The sequence below is a fragment of the Staphylococcus sp. HMSC056G08 genome (assembly GCF_001812305.1).
In the GTDB taxonomy this organism is placed as follows: Bacteria; Bacillota; Bacilli; order Staphylococcales; family Staphylococcaceae; genus Staphylococcus; species Staphylococcus simulans.
Map to the genome: position 1 here is coordinate 69,134 of NZ_KV808449.1, position 22,960 is coordinate 92,093.

Consider the following 22,960-nt stretch of genomic DNA (forward strand, 5'->3'; position numbering starts at 1 on the left):
TCCACTCCTCCTACGCTTCAAATTGATAATCTTTTAAGATTTGTTTCGCTTCATCTGATTTTAAGAACTCAATCCAAGCTTTCGCTGTCTTATTATCAGATGTTGTTCCGGCTTCATAAACAATCGGTTGTTTTAATTTCACCGATTCGATTTCTTTTACTTTATCATTTTTAGTTTTGTTTTTATATAAATCCGTTTTATAAACAAAACCGAGTTGCGCGTTCCCTTTTTCCACATAATTCAAGACTTGACGGACATCTTTCGCAAAGACAAGATGATCTTTAACGCTGCTGTATAATCCATTGTCTTTTAAGTAACCTTCTGCGTATTTACCTGCAGGTACAGAGTTCACTTCGCCTATCGCAAGTTTTTGTCCATCTTTTAAACCTTTGACTGATTTTAAATCAGTGCCTTGTTCACCAATTAATACAAGTTGATTTCGCGCATAATCATAAGTGTTATCAGCTTTCTTCTTATCTTTTAACGCTTGGACATCTTTTGTGTTGGCTGACATAAACACATCAACAGGTGCACCTTTTTCAATTTGTTGTCTTAACGATCCTGATCCGCCGTAGTTAAATGTAATATCAACATCTGAATGTTTTTTCTTAAATGCTGTTTCTAAATCTTTCGTCACATCCGTTAAACTTGCGGCAGCTGCGACATGTAAAGTATTTTCTTTTTGATTACTGTTTGTTTCTTTTTTATCATTTGAACATCCAACAACAACTAAGCAGACGCTCAACAGTATAACCGCAAAGTATTTCAACTTCATCTTGAAGAAGCCTCCTAAAAATGATTAATCCACTCTCGATTATACGCTTTCGGTCCATAAATTCCAATTTGAATTTAACCATTATCTTTTGTATTCGCACAAGAAAAAAGGCCAATATGACATTGACCTTTTGATTATAATTATAAAGTTTGAACAAAACGTTTAAAGGCTTCTAAGCCTTCAGTATCACGTTTAAACACACCTGCATCTTCTAAGACACGTTTGAATTTCTGACCTACAGCATCTAAAACAATACCTTCAGCATTTTCAGGTGTAAATTGATGTTTCTCTTTTAGTTCATCTGCGAAATCTTGATGCACACCTAAATCTATATCAGTTTCACCTAAAACATATTGTTCGACTTGTTTAAGCTCATGTTTTAAACGTGCTGGTAAAATCGCAGTTCCCATCACTTCGATTAAACCGATGTTTTCTTTTTTAATGTGTTGTACATCTTGGTGCGGATGGAAAATACCATCTGGATAATCTTCTGATGTTTGATTGTCTCTTAGTACTAAATCTAATTCAAAACGACCTGTTTCTTGACGGTAACGTGCAATCGGTGTGATGGTATGATGACGTTCGCCCTCCTCACTTTGTGCTTTGACTTGAACACTTTCATCACTGTACGCATTCCATTGATTGAAAATATGTTCTGCCGCATCAATGAGTTGTGCTTGATTATTACCTTTTAAACGGATTACACTCATCGGCCAATCTAACAACACCGCTTCTACTTCAGGATAATCATCAATAGTAAAACGTTCTATTTCTGTCGCATTATCCATCGGGAAAGTGTGGCGCCCTGTTTGGTAATGGTTGTGAGACAAGATTGAACCGCCTACAATCGGCAAGTCCGCATTAGATCCCGCAAAATAGTGCGGAAATTGCTTCACAAAGTCTAATAAATTCACAAAAGTTTGTCGTCCGATCTTCATTGGCACATGTTGTGCAGATAATACGATACTATGTTCTGGGAAATAAGCGTATGGTGAAAATTGGAATCCCCAGTCTTCTCCATCTAACTTAATACGCGCAATTCGGTGATTACGACGTGCTGCTTGGGTTACAGAACCTTGGTAACCTTCATTTTCCATACATAACGCACATAAAGGATAACTTGTTTGTTTTGCTTCTCTTGCTGCCGCAATTTCTTTCGCATCTTTTTCAGGTTTAGACATATTAATTGTAATTTCTAAGTCACCATAGTTCGTTGGTGTATAGAAATGAATATTTTGTGCGATGGCATCTGCCTTAATATAGTGGTTGCGCATACAAATATCATATAAATATTGCGTCGCTTTCTCCGGGCTGTCTTGATACAACTGTCTAAAGTTGCGATTAATAGTTGAAGGTTTCGGTGTGATTAAATCTAATAGTTTCGTTTCAACCATTTCTTTTTGATATACCGCATCTTCTATTAAGTGATGTTCAATCATTCGATTAATCCAGTGTTGTGCAATCGCATTCGGTGTATCAAGTTCTGAGATATCTCTCTCCTCATGTTCGATATCTTCTGCTTGTGTAATCTCTAGCACTAGGTTTTGAATATAGAAAGCATCTTCCTTTTCAAAGTCCCCATATTCTACTGCATATGAAATAAAGCGTTGTATCAGCTGTTGATTCAGCTTCATGATACGGCCTCCCTTTTTATTTATCTTCGTAGCCATTCGGATGTGCGCGGTGCCAATGCCAAGCAGTTTCAATAATTTCATGAATATCATCATGTTTCGGCTCCCAGCCTAACACGTTACGTGCTTTATCACTTGAAGCGATTAATTTACTTGGATCACCTGCACGACGTTTGCCGATTTCTGATTTAATCTTTTCACCAGTCGCTTGGCGTGCTGCTTCCACAATTTCAATAACAGAATAACCTTGACTGCTGCCTAAGTTGAATGCGCCGCTCTCACCGCCATCTTTTAAGTAACGATACGCTAAAATATGCGCTTCAATTAAATCTGTGACATGTAAATAATCTCTGACACATGAACCATCTTCTGTATCATAATCTACACCGAATATCGTAATCGCATCTCGTTGTCCTAACGCTGCTTCTAATACAATAGGAATTAAATGTGTTTCCGGATTATGATCTTCACCAATCGTACCATCTTCACGTGCACCTGCGACGTTGAAGTAACGTAATGCTGCATAGTTCATACCATATGCGTTATGACACCAATGCATCATTTTTTCCATCATCAATTTACTTTCGCCATAAGGGTTGGTCGGTGCTTTTTTCGCATCCTCTGTAATCGGGACAACATCTGGTTCACCATAAACTGCTGCTGTTGAAGAAAAGACAATATCATTCACATCATGTGCTTTCATCACTTCAAGCAACACTTGCATACCATAGACGTTATTATTGAAATAATCTAAAGGTTTCTCTACCGATTCTCCAACTAATGAATAAGCACAAAAATGGAAGACACCTTCAACATTTTCCGTTGCGAACACTTGATTTAAGAATTCGCTGTCACGGATATCTCCTTCATAAAAACGTGCTGCTTTAGGCACGGCACCTCTATGACCTGTTCCTAAATTATCCACCACTGCGACATCATAACCAGCATCTATCAATTGATGCGCTGCATGGCTGCCGATATAACCGGCACCGCCTAATACTAAAACTGACATGATTTTCCTCCTTAAAGTTCGATTGTTTTCACGCCGTCACCGATATTGACATGGTAAAACGATGGCGCATAACCAATCTTGTCTGTATAAATACGAGAGACTTCATCTTCTAAATCTTTAACTTTTGATTGATGAACTAAAGCAATCGCACATCCTGCGAATCCTGCACCTGTCATACGTGCACCAAGGACTCCATCAACATTTTGTGCAGATTCTGCTAAAGTATCTAGCTCTTTGCCCGTCACTTCATAATCATCCTTCAATGAAGCATGGCTTTGGTTTAATAATTCACCAAAGCGTTCAAAGTCTGATTGCGCTAAAGCATCATACGCTTCTTTAACACGTGCGTTTTCAGTAACTGCGTGACGTGCACGACGACGTATCGTTTCATCTTCAATTAAATGCGCATATTTTTCGAACGTTTCAACGTCTAAATGTCCTAACGCTTCAATATCCAATTCTTGTTGAAGTAACGCTAATGCTTTCTGACATTCTTCTAACCGTTCATTATATTTAGATTCTGCTAATTCACGACGCTTATTCGTATTCATAATAGAAATCGTGTAATCTCCGAATTCAGTTGGAACATAATGATACTCTAACGTATGCGTATCTAATAAAATCGCTTGATCCTTTTGACCCATACCCACAATGAACTGGTCCATAATACCTGAATTGACACCGATAAATTTATTTTCTACTTTACGTCCAAGTTGAATTAATTCTAAGCGCTCTACATCTAAGTTAAAGAGTTGTTTCATTAACCAACCTGTCAGCATTTCAATAGAAGCTGAAGAAGATAAACTTGCGCCGTTTGGAATGTTACCTTCAACGATGACATCAAAGCCTGAGTCAATTTTGTAACCCGCTTCAATTAAAAACTTAACCATGCCTTTTGGATAGTTCGCCCAACTATGGTCAGCATTGAAATCTAAATCATCTAATGAAAATGAAATAATACCTTTTTCCTCAAAGTTCAAAGAGTAAAAACGAATCGTACGATCTTCACGTTTACGTGCTAAACCGTATGTGCCTAATTCAATAGCAGCTGGGAATACATAACCGCCATTATAATCTGTATGCTCTCCGATCAAATTAATACGTCCTGGTGCGAATGCGGCAACATCTGGCTTTGTTTCAAAATGCTTTTCAAATTGCGTTTGCATAGATGCCAACATAATATAACTCCTCTCACAAGGTAAATTTATTAGTAAACACAATTAAAGTTTATTTGTTTACTAAATGTTTTGTCAACACTTTCATTAGTTCTTAAAAGAAAAAGATTGTCGCTCTATTTGTTTCGTTTGTATCACAATATGCATGGCAGATTGACGTGTTTTTTGAATACGTTCTTTTGCCATTAAGACAGCACTTTTACCAAACTGCTCGATATCAATACGCACACTCGTCAATGATGGTGTTACATATTGATTTACATCTAAGTCATTAAATCCGATAACTCCAGCATCTTTAGGGATTGTGACACCTCTTTGTTGGAGGCCTTGAATTAGACCAATTGCGACCATATCATTACCCGCTATCAACACATCTGGGATAGTGTCTGCTTCTGTTATCGCTTCAAAACCATCTTCTCGTTCCCAACCGATTAAATTGCCATTCGGTATCTCATCATGTTGTTGACACCAAGAAAGATATGCGTGATATCTTGCATCATTTTCATATGCTTCTTTCCCATCTAAATTACGTTCTTCACGTATGCCTCCATAATAAGCGATATGTGCATCATGATAAGTGTCCCTGATTTGATTCAGCAGCTGATACATGGCTTGTTCTAGATCAGAGTACACTGCATCGATATAATCAGGAACTTGCTTATTATTAATCACCACCATATTAGGGTTATGGCGATAAATTTCTTTTAAAGCATCCAATGAGAAATTACCGATGACTAACACTGCACCTGCTTTTTTCACATCTTGTAAATCTTGTTTTTTAAATCCTGTTTCAATTCTAAGTGTCTTCTTTAATGTTAAATTTAATTTCTTAATTTCAGACTCTATTGCTAAACGCAATTCACGATGAAATGGGTCAGCCATTTCTCGTCTACGAGACGCATAAGTAATGATTTGAACTTGGCGATTTACACGTTCTGCTTTGTGATATTCAAGTTCTTTTGCGGTATTTAAAATACGAGTTCTTGTACTGTCGGCTACAGACAATGTCGGATCTTCATTAAGTACACGTGACACTGTACCTGGACTGACACCCGCTTGTTTTGCGATATCTCTAATACTTGCCATAATTGACACCTCTCTTTTGTTTACTTTAAGTTTACTACGCTCTGTTTACTTGTACAACTTTTCATTTTAAATAATGAAACATTTCATGCAAATCTTTTTTGTAAATTGAAGTGATGTAGTATATTGTTAAATTAAGGAGTCATGCATATGAATAAAGATAAAGATGTTTTAACGAATCAGACAATTGTCCGCTTTGAAGATGGAGAATTATTTGAAACAACTGATAGTTATGTTACAGAATTTCCATTAACTGTCATGGTTAATGGCGAAGAATTTGCAACCGTCATCTGCAGTCCAGACCACATGGAAGAATTGGTGCTGGGCTTTTTAGCGTCTGAAGGTGCAATTTTAAAACGCAGTGAATTGAAATCGATTCAAATAGATGACAGCAAGGGGTTTGCACATGTTGAATTAACGAAAGACTTAGGGGATCGTTTCGAGTATTCAACCAAGCGCATGATTGCTTCATGTTGCGGTAAAAGTCGTGAGTTTTATTTCCAAAATGATGCGGCAGTAGCTAAGACGTCATTGTCGAATATCACACTCACACCTCAACAGGTCATCAATATGATGACGAGACTACAAACTGCAAGTAAACTGTTCAAACGTACAGGCGGATTGCATAACGCAGCCATCAGCGACGGAGATGCTTTCTTTGAACACCGTCAAGATATCGGTCGACATAACGCACTCGATAAGTTATATGGTTTCTGTATTGAACGTCATATTCCTGTTCGAGACAAAGTATTAATTTTCAGCGGTCGTATTTCATCAGAAATTCTGATTAAAGCGGCTAAAATCGGAGTTGGTGTTATTCTTTCTAAATCCGCACCGACTACGTTAGCTGTGACGCTTGCGAATGACTTAAACATAACAGCCATTGGATTTATCAGAGATGGCAACTTCAATATTTATAGTCACCCAGAACGAATAAAAGCTGTGTCCTCACAAGATTAACTTGTGAAACACAGCTTTTTTGTTTGCTTATATATTCTCTTTTATCACACTATAACAATAACTGATGAAGGTATAGCCTTGTTTAATATACATTTCCTTGGCAGTATCTTCACCGTCTGCGATTAAAATCAAAGGTTTATGCTTGGCATAATTTGCGACAAATCCCTGCATAGCACGTCCGATTCCTTGTCCACGCATTTCTTTGATCACACCGAAACTATCGATTTCAATCGTTTCTTCTGATTCAATCATATCTAATGTGCCGACTGGTTGATTATCTTTATAAGCAATCACCCGCTTCACATTCGTTGCGCCGTCAAATTGTTGTCTTAAAGTTTTAACCACTTCGTCTGCGTAGTCTTTACCGTAATCCAGTGAAAAATAACGACAGATTTTCAAATAATCATCCAAATGATAAATATCGACAAAACGGATATCTAAACCATCTGGAATGTCACCTGCAAGCTCATGTGCTTCGATCGCATACATTTCTAACAACACAACATCAAAATTCTCTCGTTCAAAATATGTACGAAACGTGGAATCTAAAGGTGTGTTTTCTGGAAAAGTAAATGCCAAATGGCGACTCTCTTGTTTGAGATGTGCGTGTGTTTGTGTTTTGACATCTTCTAACCAAGTTTCAAACGTCGGCATGTCATGATATACCCATTTGTTCGTATAATACGTTAAAGGTTCTTGTGGTGTTAAATAAATCGTCTTTTGTTCATCTTCATAAGCAATCGTTCCAGGTTGATCAATTAATCGCATGGATAGCGGCCCCATCTTTATCCCTCTTTCTGCTACCTCAGAAACGAATCAATTGTTTAAAGCGTGTGTGATTCAATAATGCTGCACCGATTAAGCATGCGATAATCGCTTTAATAATATCCCCCGGCATAAAGACAAATGATAAAAAGAATGCTTTTGATAATGGCATATGTGTAATCACGCCCATAATTAATGTGCCGACAATGTCTAATAATAAGACACCCGCAATTAATGTAGGTAAAAATAAACGACCGAAATTGATTCGTTCTATAGATTTATCGCGCGCATACCCAATTAAGAAAGCGACGACTGGATATAAGAATAAGAAACCTGCTGATGGACCAGCAAAAACTCCTATACCGCCACGACCGCCTGATAGTACAGGTAAACCGCACGCTGCTAAAATTAAAAATACAATTACGCTTAATGTACCATACTTTTTGCCTAAAAGAATACCTGCTAGAAAAATACCGACATTCTGCAAGACAATCGGTACTGGCATGAATGGAAGCGGAATAGGTGGAATCAGACCAAGCAATGCGATAATAGCTGTCATAATCGCAGTAAATGTGATATGTTTTGTTGTCATAATATAACCTCCTCAAAATCTTACATGGAAGATTATATCACATATGTTAACTTTAATTTACGATAAGTTAACATTTATTTGTATAATTTTACACGTCTAGACACGAACCTTTGCGGCAAGGTTTGTCATGTAGTCAAAGAATGCATCTCTGTGCACATCATCGACTAATCTGATTGTACGGCCGCCCTCTTGAACACGTTTAGTTCGTCCTTGACTCGGTCCTTTTGTAATCACTTCTGTTTGTACTTCTTCAACATGTACTAACTCAGGTTTTCCGACAGAAGCTGTTGTTAAGACATCCCATAAGAAATACGTAGAGTTCGTCACAAAATGCGTTAATGGCGGAACTGCAGCATAACAAACACCTAAGAAATCTACACCTAAAATATCACGTTGATCTGCCCACATTTGTCTGACATCAATTGTTAACGGCACTTTATTTGTACTTTCTAACGCAACCATATCAATCGCAATATCTGTATCAAAAACCGTTGCGACTGCTTCTGGATCCCAAAAGGCATTCCATTCTGCAGTTCCATCATGTTCAGGTTCTTCAACATTGCCTTTCGTTAAGAATGTCCCTCCCATCCATACTAAGCGTTCAATTTTTTCTGTGATATGCGGAGCAACCTCTAATGCTTTAGCCAAATCTGTTAGAGGACCAGTAAATAACAAGGTCACTGGTTGTGTACTTGCTTCTAATTTTTCTATTATATCTTCATATGCTTCAAGTTCTGATTGCGATGCTCGTTGTTCAGTACGTGATTCATTCAATACTGGTAATGCATCTACAAAGAAGGCATGCATACGCCATTCTTTAGGAAATGGATTCTTCCCTCTTTGTGATGATGCGGCAACTTTTAAATCTCTATCTGAAAAGCGGTTAATAATTTTAATAGACGCACTCACTGCGGGTTCTACATAACTGTCAGCACCAATTGCGCTGACACCGATTAATTCAACATCTTCCATCTGTAGTAATAAAAAGAGAGACACTAAATCATCTACACCGCCATCGTGGTTGAAATATATTTGTTTCATGTTCTACCTCCAAAATTTATGTATATTACTTATTAAATTGAAATTCACAACAAATGTAAAGTAAGCATTTAACCAGAAATTTAATTGTATGATGTCTAGCTTTTCTCGTAAAACAAATGCAGACCGCTAAAAACTACCAACTCTCTATTCCGAGTGATACACTAAACTTAACAAGGCAACAAACGTCAGGAGGAATGACATTGTTAGAATCAGGATTAATTCATACAGAGATTCAACGTAAATGGTTAACAAAATTACAATCAGTCAAAGACGAATTTCAAGCACATGCAGCATACAATGATGCGCATAGCCGCTTCCCTCACGAGAATATTGATTGGCTCGTTAAAGAAGGTTATACCTTATTAACCTTGCCGAAAGCTTATGGCGGTGAAGGTGCGACAATTGAAGATATGGTTATCATCCAAAGTTATTTAGGTTCTATTGATGGTGCCACAGCTTTATCTATCGGTTGGCATTTAAGTACTGCAGGACAAATATTTGAAGAACAAAAATGGGAGCCTCACCTACTCGATCAATTAGCACAAGCTATTCAAGAAGGTGCGTTGATTAATAGAGCGGTGAGTGAAGCGGATACTGGAAGTCCGACACGTGGCGGCAAACCTTCAACACACGCTAAACGCTCAGGTTCAGAATATGTTTTAAACGGCGTTAAAACTTTTACTTCAATGTTGCCAGCTTTAACCCATTTCTTAGTCAGCGGCTACAATGAAGCCACAGACCAATTCGGTTTCTTCTTAGTTGAAAAAGAAACGCCTGGAGTGTCTGTTGCTGAAACTTGGAATGTGGTCGGCATGCGTGCGACTGAAAGCCATGACCTGGTATTAGAAGATGTGCATATACCACAAGAAAACTTTGTAGAAGTTGCGGGCGGTTCAAAAGGACCGAACGGTTGGATTCTGCATATCCCAAGTGTGTATTTAGGTATTGCACAAGCTGCGACAGATTATGCGAAAGACTTCGCCAAAACACATCAGCCGAATAGTATTGATTACCCTATCGGACATCTTCCGACTGTCCAACAATCAATCGGTGAAATGGAGTCGTTATTACTTTCAGCACGTGCCTTTTTATGGTCTACAGCCCGTATGTATCATGAAGCCCCTGATGCACCTGTTTGGAATGAAACTTCCGCAAGTAAAATTTTAGTAATGAATCAAGGTTTGAAAGTCATCGATTTAGCAATGCGCATTGTCGGTGCGAAAAGTTTAGAAATGGATCGCCCGCTTCAACGCTATTATCGTGACATGCGTGCTGGTCTGCATAATCCGCCAATGGAAGATGCGGCTTACACAAATATTGCCAAATCAGAACTCAACTTATTCTAGTGACTTAACACTATGTTCAATAGTCGAACATAGTGTTTTTCATTTTAAACAAATAATAAATGTTGATTTATTTAGAAATTTATATTGTGCTTTCTGCGAATACCCTTTATAATTTTGAATAACGCTAAACGATAATCGTTTTCAATTAGGAGGAAGATATAAAGATGAAAAAATTACTCATCCCACTGATTGTGTTAGTCCTTGTGCTTGCAGCATGCGGTAAACAATCCAGTGATCAAAAAGATTCAAAAAAAGAAACACGTTCATATACAATGGATAACGGTAAGAAAGTAGATATTCCGAAAGAACCTAAACGTATTGCGGTTGTTGCACCTACATACGCTGGCGGTGTAAAAAAATTAGGCGGTAACGTTGTAGCAGTCAACAGCCAAGTCGATGACAGCCCTATCTTAAAAGAAAAATTCAAAGGTGTTGAAAAAATCGGCGCCACTGGCAGCGAAGATGTTGAAAAAGTAATCAAACAAAAACCAGATTTAATCATTGTTTATTCAACAGATAAAAACATCAAGAAATATCAAAAAGCAGCTCCTACTGTAGTTTTCGACTACGCAAAACATAAGTACTTAGATCAACAAATTGAACTAGGTAAATTGTTAGGTAAAGAAGACGAAGCTAAAAAATGGACAGAGGATTGGAAAAAAGAAACTAAAAAAGATGGTAAAGAGATTCAAAATAAAATCGGTAAAGATTCAACAATCTCATTATTAGATGAATTCGACAAAAAACTTTATACGTACGGTCCAAACTGGGGCCGCGGCGGTGAAGTGATTTATCAAGCATTCGGCTTACAAATGCCAGAAAAACAAAAAGAACTAGTTAAAAAAGATGGTTGGGCAGAAATCAAACAAGAGAAAATCCCTGAATATGCAGGCGACTATATTGTATCAACACGTGCCGGCAAAGCTGAACCATCTTATACTCAAACAAACCTTTGGAAAAACCTACCAGCAGTTAAAGAAGGACATGTCATCAAAGTAGATGCGAAAACATACTGGTTCAACGACCCTTACACATTAGAATTCATGCGTAAAGATTTAAAAGAAAAACTCGAACAAGCAGCTTCTAAATAATATGAAAAAAACGGCTTACACAGTAAACAGGTTGTGTAAGCCGTTTTGTTTATAGATTATTTATTTTCAGTTTCGCTTTCAACAGGCATCACATTTGGTTTACCTGCCATCAACATCAACCATGTTGCGACGATGAACGGTAATGTGAATACTGGCAAGCCGAATGGTTTTAACCAAGTCACTAAACCAGCATGTACAACCACTGTGATAAAAATACCAAATAACATACTTAAATATTTGTTAAACACAGAAGTTTCTTTAAAGGTAACACCTAAAGCTAATATTACTAAGATAACATTATAGCCATATAATCCTGTATTTATATCATCATGGTTCGCCCCAAATAACATTACCACAAAAACGCCGATGATATTTGCGACGACTGAGAAGATACCTGCACGTTTAGAAGCAATAAAGATACCAATCAGTATCAATAAGCCCCCTACTGTACTTTTCACCAAGAAAATTTCACTAAAGCCATCTAAGAAAGTCATCACACCGTTAATCGCGTGATGTGAAAATGTAATCTCACGTACCGTAGAAGGTAAAATATTAACTCCAGCATTGACGTGTTCGAATTGGAAGGACATAAATAAAAACATCCAACTGATAAACACATACGGCATGGTCAACATCGGCAAGTCAAAACGCGATAATAAATGACGAAATGCGGCACCAAGCGGTAATGTCAATACAACCGCAAGTGCTGTCATACCAATACCTTTAATGTCTGGCACTAAGAATATGGTTAAAGCCACACCTGTCAGCACTGGATTAAAACCAGCCAGCCCCTCTTTGATTTCTTCTTTGGAATAATTTGTATAAGGTGCTAATACATAAGCAATCAAACTAGAAAGCAATGCTGCTAGCCCTACTTTCCAATTTGCTACAAATAAACCTGCTAAAATGAATAGCCCTGTCCAAGCATTATTTAACAATAATACTTGTGAGATATTCTTTAATACAACGTCGACTAATTGACGCATCGATCCTTCACCTGATTTCTCAAAATTTATAAACAGTTATAATTTTAACAAAATAGGATTGTGAATAAAACCTATTGCTCTCTATTTATAATTTTTTTAGATTAAAATACAACGTTTGTTTGAAAATGTACCAAAAAAGGTAAAACTCCCTTGGGTTAATTAAAGTGTATATTCAAGCCTTAACTTGTTAATTTGCAATTATATTTGGCACCACAAATATATATTTCTTGTATATCGATAAGTCGAGTCTTACAATGGATTAGTATTATTTAACATATATGAAAGAAGGGATTACTTTGCATTTTACTCAACGTGAACAAGATAAATTGATGTTGGTTATTGCGAATGACGTTGCACGCAGACGTCAAAAACGCGGTTTAAAATTAAACTATCCTGAAGCGGTAGCTATCATCAGTTACGAAATGTTAGAAGGTGCAAGAGATGGTAAGAGCGTTGCCGACCTTATGAGTTACGGTAGACAAATTTTAAATAAGGATGATGTAATGGAAGGTGTAGCAGATATGATCACAGACATCGAAGTTGAAGCTACATTCCCTGACGGCACAAAATTAATTACGATACATCATCCGATTGTTTAAAGGGGGATTATATATTATGAGACCTGGTGAAATTATAGTAAAACGTACTGAAATAGAAATAAATAAAGGTACTGATTCTACTGAAACAGTAATCGTTGTTAAAAATATAGGAGACCGCCCTATTCAAGTCGGTTCTCATTATCATTTTTTTGAAGTAAATGATGGCTTAAAATTTGATAGAGAGAAAGCATATGGTAAACATTTAGATATTCCAGCTGGCGCAGCTGTACGCTTTGAACCTGGGGATGAAAAGAAAGTACAACTTGTGGAATATAACGGTAATCGTCGTATTTACGGATTCCGAGGAATGGTTAATGGACCGATTGATGAAGATCGTGTCTTCCGTGTAGACGATAATCATCCGAACGCTGGTATTAAAGACGACGAAGGAATGAAAAATGCGAATAAAGAAAGTGGGTATGATCGATGAGCTTTAAAATGACACAATCTCAATATACAAGTTTATATGGTCCGACTGTCGGCGATTCTATTCGATTAGCTGATACAAACTTGTTTGCACGAGTAGAAAAAGACTATGCGTCATATGGGGATGAAGCTACTTTCGGCGGCGGTAAATCTGTGCGTGACGGTATGGCTCAAAACCCTAACGTAACACGTGATGACCGTAATGTTGCAGATACTGTTATTACAAACGCAGTTATTATTGATTACGATAAAGTATACAAAGCAGATATCGGAATTAAAAACGGCTATATCATGAGATATGGTAAAGCTGGTAACCCTGATATTATGGACAACGTTAATATCATTATCGGTGCAAACACTGATATCATTTCAGCTGAAGGTAAGATCGTAACATCTGGCGGTATTGATACACACGTACACTTTATTAACCCTGAACAATCATGGGTTGCGCTTGAAAGTGGTGTTACAACACATATCGGCGGCGGTACTGGTGCTTCTGAAGGTTCTAAAGCCACTACGGTTGCTCCAGGTCCATGGCATATGCACCGTATGTTAGAAGCAGCGGAAGCTTTACCAGTCAACGTTGGTTTCACTGGTAAAGGACAAGCACACAACCACACAGCATTAATTGAACAAATCCACGCTGGCGCAATCGGCTTGAAAGTCCATGAGGACTGGGGAGCAACACCATCTGCGCTAAGTCATGCATTAGATGTAGCTGATGATTATGATGTTCAAATCGCATTACACGCAGATACGTTGAATGAAGCGGGCTTCATGGAAGATACGATGAAAGCAATCAAAGACCGTGTTATTCATATGTACCACACTGAAGGTGCTGGTGGCGGACATGCGCCTGACTTAATCAAATCAGCAAGCTATCCTAATGTCCTTCCATCATCTACTAACCCAACACTACCTTACACAACAAATACAATTGATGAGCACTTAGATATGGTTATGATTACACACCACTTGAACGCTTCTATTCCTGAAGACGTAGCATTCGCTGATTCACGTATCCGTAAAGAAACAATTGCAGCGGAAGACGTATTACAAGATATGGGTGTATTCAGTATGGTCAGCTCTGACTCACAAGCAATGGGTCGTGTCGGTGAAGTTATCACACGTACATGGCAAGTCGCACACCGTATGAAAGAACAACGCGGTTATTTAGATGGCGACTCAGAATACAATGACAACAACCGTATCAAACGTTATATCGCAAAATACACAATCAACCCTGCGATTACACACGGTATCTCTGAATATGTCGGTTCAATTGAACCTGGCAAACTTGCGGATATTGTAATTTGGGAGCCTGCATTCTTTGGTGTAAAACCTGATGTTGTCTTAAAAGGCGGAATGATCAGTACAGCAATCAACGGTGATGCAAATGGTTCTATCCCAATCTCAGAACCTCTTAAATTCCGTAAAATGTACGGTCAACTTGGCGGTAACATGACAGGTACAAACATGACATTCGTATCAAACATTGCTTATATGAACGATATTCAACGTCAATTGAACTTGCATCGTTTAATCCGTCCAGTTAAAAATATCCGTAACCTACGTAAAACAGATATGAAAAACAATACAGCAACACCAAAATTAGACGTAGATCCACAAACGTATGAAGTGTTTGTAGATGGCGAAAAAATCACAAGCGAACCTGCTAAAGAGTTGCCATTAACACAACGTTACTTCTTATTCTAGGAGGCAAGCTTTCATGATAGTAGAAGAAATTCTTGGCAATATCGCCAATTTATCACCTGAAGAAAAACAAAAGCACACTGAAAAAGTGTATCTAGAAAACTCTGATTTAGTTAAACGCATCCAACGTGTCAAAACTGACCACGGTAATGAAATCGGAATCCGCTTAAAAAACCCTGTAGACTTGCAGTATGGCGATATCTTATATGAAGATGACAACAACCGTATCGTGATTGATGTCAATTCTGAAGATATTTTGGTTATCAAACCACGTTCACTGCAAGAAATGGGAGATATTGCCCATCAACTTGGTAACCGTCATTTACCTGCACAATTCACAGAAAGTGAAATGTTGGTACAATACGATTATTTAGTTGAAGATTTATTAAAATCATTAGGCATCCCCCACTCACGTGAGGATCGCAAAGTAAACAAAGCCTTCCGTCATATAGGACATTCACATGATTGATCATGCGTCTTTACGCTTGTTTCAATTTTGCGATTCGCAATTCCCTACAGGTGCTTTCAGCCATTCATTCGGATTAGAAACTTATATCCAAAGTGGGACTGTTCATGATGAACAGTCCTTCCAAGAATGGTTGAAACTGTTTTTAAGTGAACAACTCACATATGCGGATGGATTAGCGATGCGCTTCGTTTACGAAGCACTGAATCAGAATGATGAAAAAAGAGTGTTAGAATTAGATCGTTTATTATTTGTTCAAAATATGCCGAGAGAAACACGTGTCGGTACCAAACAAATGGGAACACGTATGGTGAAACTAGCTGATGAACTTTACGATAGTGAATGGATTCATTGGTATCACGAACAATATCAAGCAAAACAAGCGAAATTGCATCCAGCAATCTGCTTTACAATGCTTGGTCATTATCTCGGTGTCGATATTGAAATGATTATCGATTATTATTTATATCAAAACGTTTCATCTTTAACTCAAAATGCGGTCAGAGCCATTCCATTAGGACAAACTGCAGGTCAACGTATTGTGACGCAGATGATTCCTTTTATGAAACAAACACGCGACCATATTTTTGAGCTTAAAGCATCTGAATTCGGCATCACTGCACCAGGACTTGAAATCAATCAAATGGAACATGAAAAAGTGAATGTACGAATCTTTATTTCTTAGGAGGCAAGACTTATGACTCAACCTATTAAAATCGGAGTCGGCGGCCCTGTAGGCGCAGGTAAAACCGAACTTGTAGAAAAAGTAGTAAAACATCTTTCTAAAGAATTAAGCATCGGTGTTATTACAAATGATATTTATACAAAAGAAGACGAAAAAATCTTAGTAAATTCTGGCGTACTTCCTGCAGATCGTATCATCGGAGTTGAAACTGGCGGTTGCCCTCATACAGCAATTCGTGAAGATGCTTCAATGAACTTTGCGGCAATTGATGAATTAGTTGAACGTCATGAAGATATTGAATTGATTTTCGTAGAATCAGGCGGCGACAACTTAGCTGCGACATTCAGTCCAGAACTTGTAGATTTCTCAATTTACATTATCGACGTTGCACAAGGTGAAAAAATCCCACGTAAAGGCGGACAAGGTATGATTAAATCTGATTTCTTCATCATCAACAAAACAGATTTAGCACCTTATGTCGGCGCATCTTTAGACCAAATGGCTGAAGATACACGTACTTTCCGTGGTGATCGTCCATTCACATTCACAAACCTTAAAACAGAAGAAGGTTTAGACAATGTGATTAACTGGATTGAACGTGATGTGCTGCTTAAAGGACTAGAGTAATGTCTGAAGAAAAGCAATGGACAGGACAGTTAGATATCACCGTCTTTAATGACGGTGAACGTTCTGTAGCACGCGATATCTTTTTTGAACAAGCATTAAAAGTGATTCGCCCTATTTATTTAAATGGCTCAAATATCCCGACATTCTATATTGTTAATGTCGGCGGCGGCTATTTAGATGGAGACCGTTATCGCTTAAATATTAAAGTGAAAGAAAATGCGGCAACGACACTCACATCGCAAGGTGCAACAAAAATCTACAAAACATTGAAAGATCATGTTGAACAGTACCAAACGTTCACGATTGAAGATAACGCTTATATGGAATATGTAGGCGATCCGATTATAGCTTATAAAGATGCAAAGTTTTATCAGCATAATCAGTATCATCTGGCTAAAACCGGCGCAATGTTTTATACCGATATCTTAACGCCTGGTTATTCTCCAGATGAAGCGCACTTTACGTATGACTATCTTCACCTGCTTAATGAAATTTTCGTTGACGGTGAATTAGTCGTTTATGATAACTTGTTGTTGGATCCAAATAAAAATCGTGTAGATGCTTTAGGTTATATGGAAGGTTATTCTCATCTAGGGTCTTGCTATTTCATTCATCCAGATGCGAATAAAGAAACAGTTGAAGAACTTTATGAGATTATGGCACCTTATGCGAAACAAGAAGACTGCAGAATCGGTATTACTGAACTTGCGACACATGGTATCATTATCCGTATTCTTGCACATCAAACTGATTTAATTTTAGATATTCTAAATGACGTGCAACAACAACTTGTCAGAAAATATTATGACAGAGATGTAGATTTCTTAAGAAAATATTAATAGCAATCAAGTTATACACCTGATTGCAAACTAAAGGACGGTTATTCATTCTTTGATAACCGTCCTTTTTACATACATAATTTTATAAGTTACAGTTTGTTCCAAAATGCTTTAAGCGCTTGTGCTTCTTCATGTCCTTGTTGGCGTGCAGCTTCAGCTACTTCTTTACGTAATGCACCATTCATTGTATTATAATCATATTTTTCCAGAATACTCATTACAGTGCTATCTGGTTTGACTGTATACACACTTTGACCTCGTTCTTGCATATGGTCCACTAAACCAGATAATGCATACGGTGTTTTCACTGGTAAATTCGCAGCTAATACCACAACTTTATCCGCTTCACTGACATCTGGATTATCCATAGAATAAGAACCGCCATCATAATAGTGTTTATCATGCAGTTGAATCGTCGGATAAGCCCCTTGGAATGCGCCACTCGCCGCAATAGCTTTAACTAACGGTACATCAGAGTTTTCATCAAATACACGACGTTGATTTGTTTCTACTTCTGTCACTACAATTTTGATTTTAAGTGTCCAGCCCGAAACCGTATTGCCTAAGCTGTTTCTGATCATATTGAGTCGTTCTGTTTCAGGCAAATCTACTTTAGGATGCATAGCCATCTGACTCATACCATCAATCCATTCTTCTACAGTACGCGCATTTTTCTCTAATTGATCAAATTGCGCAAAGATATCTGCTAAATCATCATCCGTTAATGGATTTTCAGCTTCTCTTTGATAGTTTAGTTGTTCTTCCCATATTGTTTCCCAGTCTGCTTCTGATGCGAGAACTGTGCCCACTTGTGCACCCGCAGATGTTCCGACAAATTCATCGGCATCTCTCAAGTCTAAACCTTTCTCAGCTAAACCTCTTAAATAACCGATTTCCCATGCCATGCCGAATTGACCGCCGGCACCTAAAATTACTGATGTTGTTGCCATATGATTCACTTCCTTCAACTTTTATTATGACATGAATTATTGATCTTTGTTTAAAATCCAGCTTCCTGTCGCAAGATAGCTCGCAAATGCACACCATAATGCATAAGGCACCATTAACAAGCCGCTGCGTTTATCTGCTTTATAGAAATTGACTGCCGTGACGACAACAGATGCGAATAAAGCATAACTTTCAATCATTGCTGCTCCACGTAGTTTATATTTGAAATACAATACAGACCATAAGAAATTCAAACCAAGTTGTGTATAGTGTGAAATCGGTACAAATTTATCTTTACTTGCGTTACGTGCAATCATATATGCGACGCCCATCGCAAGATACAAACCTGACCAGACAATGGGATACGTAATACCTGGCGGTGAAAACGGCGGGTTCTTTTCTTTTTGATAAACTTGACGTGCATTGCTTGTCGCATATTTTGCTACCAAAGTGCCCCCTGCTGTCGGCGTTATTAAATGTACAATATCTCTCAGAACTTTGAATGGTTGTTTCAAACTATCCCTTCCTTCTGTTTCATATAATTATTTTCTTTACTTTATGTATCTACCCTTTAGAAAAAGCATTAAATATCATCGTTGTATGTTTATGTTATTATCTGCGTGATGCTGCATAACAACAGGTTTTTTCGGGAATATCAATATAGAACGTCTTATATGTATGAGGTAAATTTATATGGTTGAATCTAAAGCGTATCGTTCTAAGATGATGTCTAAAATCAAAGGCACAGGCGGCAAAGCTGAAACACAACTTGCTAAAGCTTTATGGCACCAAGGTGTCCGTTATTTTAAGAATTATAAGAAGTTACCCGGCACTCCAGATATCGCTATCACTAAATATAACGTAATGGTATTTGTAGATGGGGAATTCTGGCATGGTTATGATTGGGAAAATGTTAAACAAAAAAGAATCCACACGAACCGTTCATATTGGATACCGAAATTAGAACGCAATATGGAAAGAGATCAAGAAGTGAATCAGAAATTAGAAGAAATGGGTTATACTGTCTTACGTTTTTGGGAGAAACATGAAGTGTTTAAGGACATGGATGCTTGTGTTCAACAAGTGTTAGATGCGATTGAACAAAATAAACAAAAATAAAAAAGTGAGCTATCTCAATGAATAACTCACTTTTTTATTACTAATTTTTTGTGCCTGTTGAAATAATCTTAAATTCCCCAACTTCTCCTATGATTAAAATACTTTGCTGACCGCTTTACAAAGAGCCTCGATTTCCTTTCTTTGCTCTGGATCAACTACTAAAATCACGGTTCTTTCATCATGTTTATTTCTTTTTTTAGTTAAGAGTTTACGCTCTTTAAGCTTTTGAATCGCTTTAGAAATAAAATATGGTTTTAAGTTGGAAAGTTGAATGATTTCTTTTACATTGAACTCTGTACGTTCTTTTTCACTGCTGTGAATGTAGTTTAAAATAAAGAGTTCTTCAAAAGTGATTTGAAACTCACTTTTAATTGTAGCACTGACCTCTCTTACTTTTTGTGCTACAGTGACGAATTTTGATAAATCATTAATTATGTTTTTATTGTTCATAGTGAAATTCACTCCTTCTTGATGTTTTTCGAAGATGTTTAGTGAATTGTTCTGATAATTTCAAGCAAGCCCCTACATAAACTAATTTTATTACAACTCTCATTAAATAACAATCTATTTTTGTTCCTAAAATAATCAAAATAGTAAACGTCATAATGTTGAAATCAGTCATCACGAATGTAAAGTTTTCACTAAGGTTAATTGGGTTAATAGGATGACTGTCTATTCAAAAAATCAAAAGCAATAAAAGTAGTAATAAATGAATATTGGGGAATACAATTAATCAATGTCATAATGAATGTGTATCACATATACAAACAAGGAGGATGAAAGGATGAAACAAGATTATATCCGTGTCAAAGGTGCGACACAGAATAATTTAAAATCCATCGATGTAGACATTCCGAAACATTTCATAACTGTATTTACAGGCCGTTCTGGTTCAGGAAAGTCTTCACTCGTTTTTAATACACTCGCAGCTGAATCAGAACACCTTTTAAACGAAACTTATTCAAGTTACATACAGTTTCATCTTAATCAACAACCTAGACCTAGCGTCGATCACATAGACCATCTGCCTGTTGCGATGACAATCAGCCAACAACGTTATAACGGCAACTCTCGCTCAACAGTCGGCACAATTTCAGACATATACGCATCTGTGCGTTTATTATGGTCACGTATCGGCACACCTTTTGTAGGTTATTCTGATGTTTTTTCATTCAACAGCCCATCAGGCATGTGCAAAGAATGTGAAGGTTTAGGTTACATTGAATCAATTAATTTAGATGAATTGTTAGATTGGGATAAGTCATTAAATGAAGGTGCCATCGACTTCCCTTCTTTCGGTCCGGATAAAGAAAGAGGAAAAGCATATCGCGACAGCGGTTTGTTTGATAATGACAAAAAGTTAAAAGACTTTACCAAAGAAGAACTTGATTTATTTTTATATCAACAGCCGACAAAGCTTAAAAATCCACCGAAAGAATGGAGAAAAACTGCGAAATATGTGGGATTGATTCCGCGTTTCAGCCGTATCTTTTTAGGCGATAAAACTTTTGCGAAAAAACGTTATGCACGCCATTTAAAACACGTCGTTACCACTAAAACATGTCCTGTTTGTGAAGGACAAAGACTAAATCAAAAGGTATTAAGTTGTAAAATCAATGGCTATAATATTTCTGATTTTACTAAAATGACAATTAAAGAGAACTTGGCTTTTTTAGATCAATTGAATCAACCAACTGCAGAATTTATTATTGCGCCGCTTCGAAAACAACTTGAAGCCCTAGATTTCATAGGATTAAGCTATCTAACACTCGACCGTGTCACAACAACACTTTCTGGTGGAGAAGCACAACGTCTTAAATTAATCCGTCATTTGAATAGTCCTTTATCTGATTTAGTTTATATTATTGATGAACCCAGTGTTGGTTTGCATCCTGAAGATATACAAAAAATCAATATTATTTTACAATCACTTAAAGAAAAAGGCAATACTGTTTTAATTGTTGAACATGATCCTGATGTTATTAAAGAAGCGGATTATGTCATTGATATGGGACCAGGTTCTGGTAAGAATGGTGGAGAAATTACATTTGAAGGAGATTATCCAGCATTATTAGAATCTGATACAGCGACAGGTCATGCGTTAAGAAAACCACATCACCTTAAAAATGACGTGCGTCAACCTGCAGGATATTTCCATCTCGGACCAATTACAGAAAATAATTTAAAAGATGTCACGGTTGATTTACCTAAACAAGTCATGACGGTTATGACAGGTGTCGCAGGTTCTGGTAAGAGTACTTTGGTCAAAAAAGGATTTGAAGATAATGAACACACTATCTTTGTTGATCAAAAAGCAGTTCAAGGTTCAAGCCGTTCTAATCTACTGACTTATTTAGGTGTCTTTGATCAAGTACGAAAATTCTTCAGCCAACAAACCGGATTAAGCAAAGCGATGTTCAGCTATAATTCTAAAGGCGCATGCCCCAATTGCGGCGGTAAAGGGTATATTAAAACTGAACTAGCCTTTATGGCTGATTTTTCTCAGACTTGTGAAGTATGTCATGGTAAACGCTATAAACCTGAAGTATTAGAAGCAACAGTTAACGGTTATAATATTGCGGATGTTTTAAATTTAACTGTAGATGAAGGTTTAGAATTCTTTAAAGGGCATCAAGAAATTGAAGATGCATTAGAGTCATTAAGCCAAACTGGATTAAATTATATGGCACTCGGTCAACCGCTAGACACCTTATCTGGCGGTGAGATTCAGCGCGTTAAATTAAGTCAGCATTTAGTCGAACCGACAACTGATTATGTTTATATCTTTGATGAGCCGACAACAGGTTTACATGAAGAAGACATTCCTCTATTATTGAATCGCTTCAATGATTTAATTGAAGCTGGGAATACAGTGATTCTGATTGAACATAACTTATCCATGATGTGTGAAGCGGATTGGCTCATTGATGTCGGACCAGGTCCAGGTTTAGAAGGAGGACAAATCTTATTCAGCGGCTTGCCTAAAGACTTCCTACAAACAGATACCTTAACTGCCAAACATTTAAAACGTTATACTCAAGCATAATAAAAAGGGCTCTCTGTCAAATAGGACTGGTGAGC

Annotated in this window: 24 protein-coding genes; 12 read left to right on the forward strand and 12 right to left on the reverse strand. The window is 37.4% G+C overall.

Annotation, left to right across the window (positions count from 1 at the left end):
* Nucleotides 1-10: 10 nt before the first annotated feature.
* From modA to HMPREF2846_RS03790, 5 genes are all read right to left on the reverse strand, one after another.
* Nucleotides 11-775, reverse strand: a complete 765-nt coding sequence (modA, locus tag HMPREF2846_RS03770; protein ID WP_070625762.1) for a molybdate ABC transporter substrate-binding protein — start codon at nt 773-775, stop codon at nt 11-13.
* A 140-nt stretch (nt 776-915) separates the two neighbouring features.
* A complete protein-coding gene (gene galT / locus HMPREF2846_RS03775) occupies nt 916-2,409 on the reverse strand; it encodes a UDP-glucose--hexose-1-phosphate uridylyltransferase (protein ID WP_070625765.1) in 1,494 nt (497 codons plus the stop codon).
* A gap of 16 nt (nt 2,410-2,425) precedes the next feature.
* Nucleotides 2,426-3,418 carry a UDP-glucose 4-epimerase GalE gene (galE, locus tag HMPREF2846_RS03780; RefSeq protein ID WP_023014996.1) on the reverse strand — a complete coding sequence of 331 codons (993 nt, stop codon included), beginning with the start codon at nt 3,416-3,418 and terminating at the stop codon, nt 2,426-2,428.
* An 11-nt stretch (nt 3,419-3,429) separates the two neighbouring features.
* On the reverse strand, nt 3,430-4,596 hold the full coding sequence (locus HMPREF2846_RS03785) for a galactokinase (protein ID WP_070625767.1): 1,167 nt from the start codon (nt 4,594-4,596) through the stop codon (nt 3,430-3,432).
* Between the two features lie 84 nt (nt 4,597-4,680).
* The gene (locus HMPREF2846_RS03790; RefSeq protein WP_070625768.1) at nt 4,681-5,679 is read right to left on the reverse strand and encodes a LacI family DNA-binding transcriptional regulator; all 999 of its coding nucleotides are present in this window, start codon (nt 5,677-5,679) and stop codon (nt 4,681-4,683) included.
* A gap of 147 nt (nt 5,680-5,826) precedes the next feature.
* Here HMPREF2846_RS03790 and fdhD point away from each other — a divergent pair, with 147 nt between their 5' ends.
* The gene (gene fdhD, locus HMPREF2846_RS03795) at nt 5,827-6,636 is read left to right on the forward strand and encodes a formate dehydrogenase accessory sulfurtransferase FdhD (protein WP_023014998.1); all 810 of its coding nucleotides are present in this window, start codon (nt 5,827-5,829) and stop codon (nt 6,634-6,636) included.
* Nucleotides 6,637-6,663: 27 nt separating this feature from the next.
* Here the strand turns inward: fdhD and HMPREF2846_RS03800 are convergent, their stop codons facing one another.
* From HMPREF2846_RS03800 to HMPREF2846_RS03810, 3 genes are all read right to left on the reverse strand, one after another.
* Nucleotides 6,664-7,419, reverse strand: a complete 756-nt coding sequence (locus tag HMPREF2846_RS03800) for a GNAT family N-acetyltransferase (protein ID WP_070625771.1) — start codon at nt 7,417-7,419, stop codon at nt 6,664-6,666.
* Nucleotides 7,420-7,441: 22 nt separating this feature from the next.
* Nucleotides 7,442-7,993, reverse strand: a complete 552-nt coding sequence (locus HMPREF2846_RS03805; protein ID WP_002479614.1) for a biotin transporter BioY — start codon at nt 7,991-7,993, stop codon at nt 7,442-7,444.
* 96 nt (nt 7,994-8,089) lie between these two features.
* The gene (locus tag HMPREF2846_RS03810) at nt 8,090-9,034 is read right to left on the reverse strand and encodes a nucleoside hydrolase (protein WP_070625773.1); all 945 of its coding nucleotides are present in this window, start codon (nt 9,032-9,034) and stop codon (nt 8,090-8,092) included.
* A 194-nt stretch (nt 9,035-9,228) separates the two neighbouring features.
* Here HMPREF2846_RS03810 and HMPREF2846_RS03815 point away from each other — a divergent pair, with 194 nt between their 5' ends.
* Nucleotides 9,229-10,380 (forward strand): acyl-CoA dehydrogenase family protein, encoded by a 1,152-nt coding sequence (locus tag HMPREF2846_RS03815; protein ID WP_070625774.1) that lies wholly within the window; start codon nt 9,229-9,231, stop codon nt 10,378-10,380.
* Between the two features lie 164 nt (nt 10,381-10,544).
* Nucleotides 10,545-11,471 carry an iron-hydroxamate ABC transporter substrate-binding protein gene (locus HMPREF2846_RS03820; RefSeq protein ID WP_070625776.1) on the forward strand — a complete coding sequence of 309 codons (927 nt, stop codon included), beginning with the start codon at nt 10,545-10,547 and terminating at the stop codon, nt 11,469-11,471.
* A gap of 56 nt (nt 11,472-11,527) precedes the next feature.
* On the opposite strand, the gene yut is transcribed toward HMPREF2846_RS03820, so the two are convergent.
* Nucleotides 11,528-12,457 (reverse strand): urea transporter, encoded by a 930-nt coding sequence (gene yut, locus HMPREF2846_RS03825; protein ID WP_002479618.1) that lies wholly within the window; start codon nt 12,455-12,457, stop codon nt 11,528-11,530.
* A gap of 296 nt (nt 12,458-12,753) precedes the next feature.
* Between yut and HMPREF2846_RS03830 the strand changes: the two genes are divergently transcribed.
* From HMPREF2846_RS03830 to HMPREF2846_RS03860, 7 genes are read left to right on the forward strand one after another with little or no spacing between them, the layout of a single operon-like run.
* Nucleotides 12,754-13,056, forward strand: coding sequence for an urease subunit gamma (locus HMPREF2846_RS03830; protein WP_002479619.1), 303 nt, complete (start codon nt 12,754-12,756; stop codon nt 13,054-13,056).
* A gap of 16 nt (nt 13,057-13,072) precedes the next feature.
* The gene (locus tag HMPREF2846_RS03835; protein WP_057509904.1) at nt 13,073-13,486 is read left to right on the forward strand and encodes an urease subunit beta; all 414 of its coding nucleotides are present in this window, start codon (nt 13,073-13,075) and stop codon (nt 13,484-13,486) included.
* On the forward strand, nt 13,483-15,198 hold the full coding sequence (ureC, locus tag HMPREF2846_RS03840; RefSeq protein WP_070625777.1) for an urease subunit alpha: 1,716 nt from the start codon (nt 13,483-13,485) through the stop codon (nt 15,196-15,198). Before HMPREF2846_RS03835 ends, ureC begins: the two co-directional genes overlap by 4 nt.
* A 13-nt stretch (nt 15,199-15,211) precedes the next feature.
* Nucleotides 15,212-15,664: an urease accessory protein UreE gene (gene ureE, locus HMPREF2846_RS03845; protein WP_070625779.1), complete on the forward strand. Its 453-nt coding sequence runs from the start codon at nt 15,212-15,214 to the stop codon at nt 15,662-15,664.
* The gene (locus HMPREF2846_RS03850; protein WP_070625781.1) at nt 15,657-16,346 is read left to right on the forward strand and encodes an urease accessory protein UreF; all 690 of its coding nucleotides are present in this window, start codon (nt 15,657-15,659) and stop codon (nt 16,344-16,346) included. Before ureE ends, HMPREF2846_RS03850 begins: the two co-directional genes overlap by 8 nt.
* A gap of 12 nt (nt 16,347-16,358) precedes the next feature.
* Nucleotides 16,359-16,973: an urease accessory protein UreG gene (gene ureG / locus HMPREF2846_RS03855; RefSeq protein ID WP_002479624.1), complete on the forward strand. Its 615-nt coding sequence runs from the start codon at nt 16,359-16,361 to the stop codon at nt 16,971-16,973.
* Nucleotides 16,973-17,812, forward strand: a complete 840-nt coding sequence (locus HMPREF2846_RS03860; RefSeq protein WP_070625783.1) for an urease accessory protein UreD — start codon at nt 16,973-16,975, stop codon at nt 17,810-17,812. Before ureG ends, HMPREF2846_RS03860 begins: the two co-directional genes overlap by 1 nt.
* An 89-nt stretch (nt 17,813-17,901) precedes the next feature.
* On the opposite strand, the gene HMPREF2846_RS03865 is transcribed toward HMPREF2846_RS03860, so the two are convergent.
* A complete protein-coding gene (locus tag HMPREF2846_RS03865; protein WP_070625785.1) occupies nt 17,902-18,762 on the reverse strand; it encodes a patatin-like phospholipase family protein in 861 nt (286 codons plus the stop codon).
* Between the two features lie 36 nt (nt 18,763-18,798).
* A complete protein-coding gene (locus HMPREF2846_RS03870) occupies nt 18,799-19,275 on the reverse strand; it encodes a TspO/MBR family protein (protein WP_070625787.1) in 477 nt (158 codons plus the stop codon).
* A 178-nt stretch (nt 19,276-19,453) separates the two neighbouring features.
* Between HMPREF2846_RS03870 and HMPREF2846_RS03875 the strand changes: the two genes are divergently transcribed.
* Nucleotides 19,454-19,879 carry a very short patch repair endonuclease gene (locus HMPREF2846_RS03875; protein ID WP_070625789.1) on the forward strand — a complete coding sequence of 142 codons (426 nt, stop codon included), beginning with the start codon at nt 19,454-19,456 and terminating at the stop codon, nt 19,877-19,879.
* A 93-nt stretch (nt 19,880-19,972) separates the two neighbouring features.
* Here the strand turns inward: HMPREF2846_RS03875 and HMPREF2846_RS03880 are convergent, their stop codons facing one another.
* The gene (locus HMPREF2846_RS03880) at nt 19,973-20,329 is read right to left on the reverse strand and encodes a transcriptional regulator, SarA/Rot family (RefSeq protein WP_002479629.1); all 357 of its coding nucleotides are present in this window, start codon (nt 20,327-20,329) and stop codon (nt 19,973-19,975) included.
* 334 nt (nt 20,330-20,663) lie between these two features.
* Between HMPREF2846_RS03880 and HMPREF2846_RS03885 the strand changes: the two genes are divergently transcribed.
* The gene (locus tag HMPREF2846_RS03885; protein ID WP_060803648.1) at nt 20,664-22,925 is read left to right on the forward strand and encodes an ATP-binding cassette domain-containing protein; all 2,262 of its coding nucleotides are present in this window, start codon (nt 20,664-20,666) and stop codon (nt 22,923-22,925) included.
* Nucleotides 22,926-22,960: the final 35 nt, after the last annotated feature.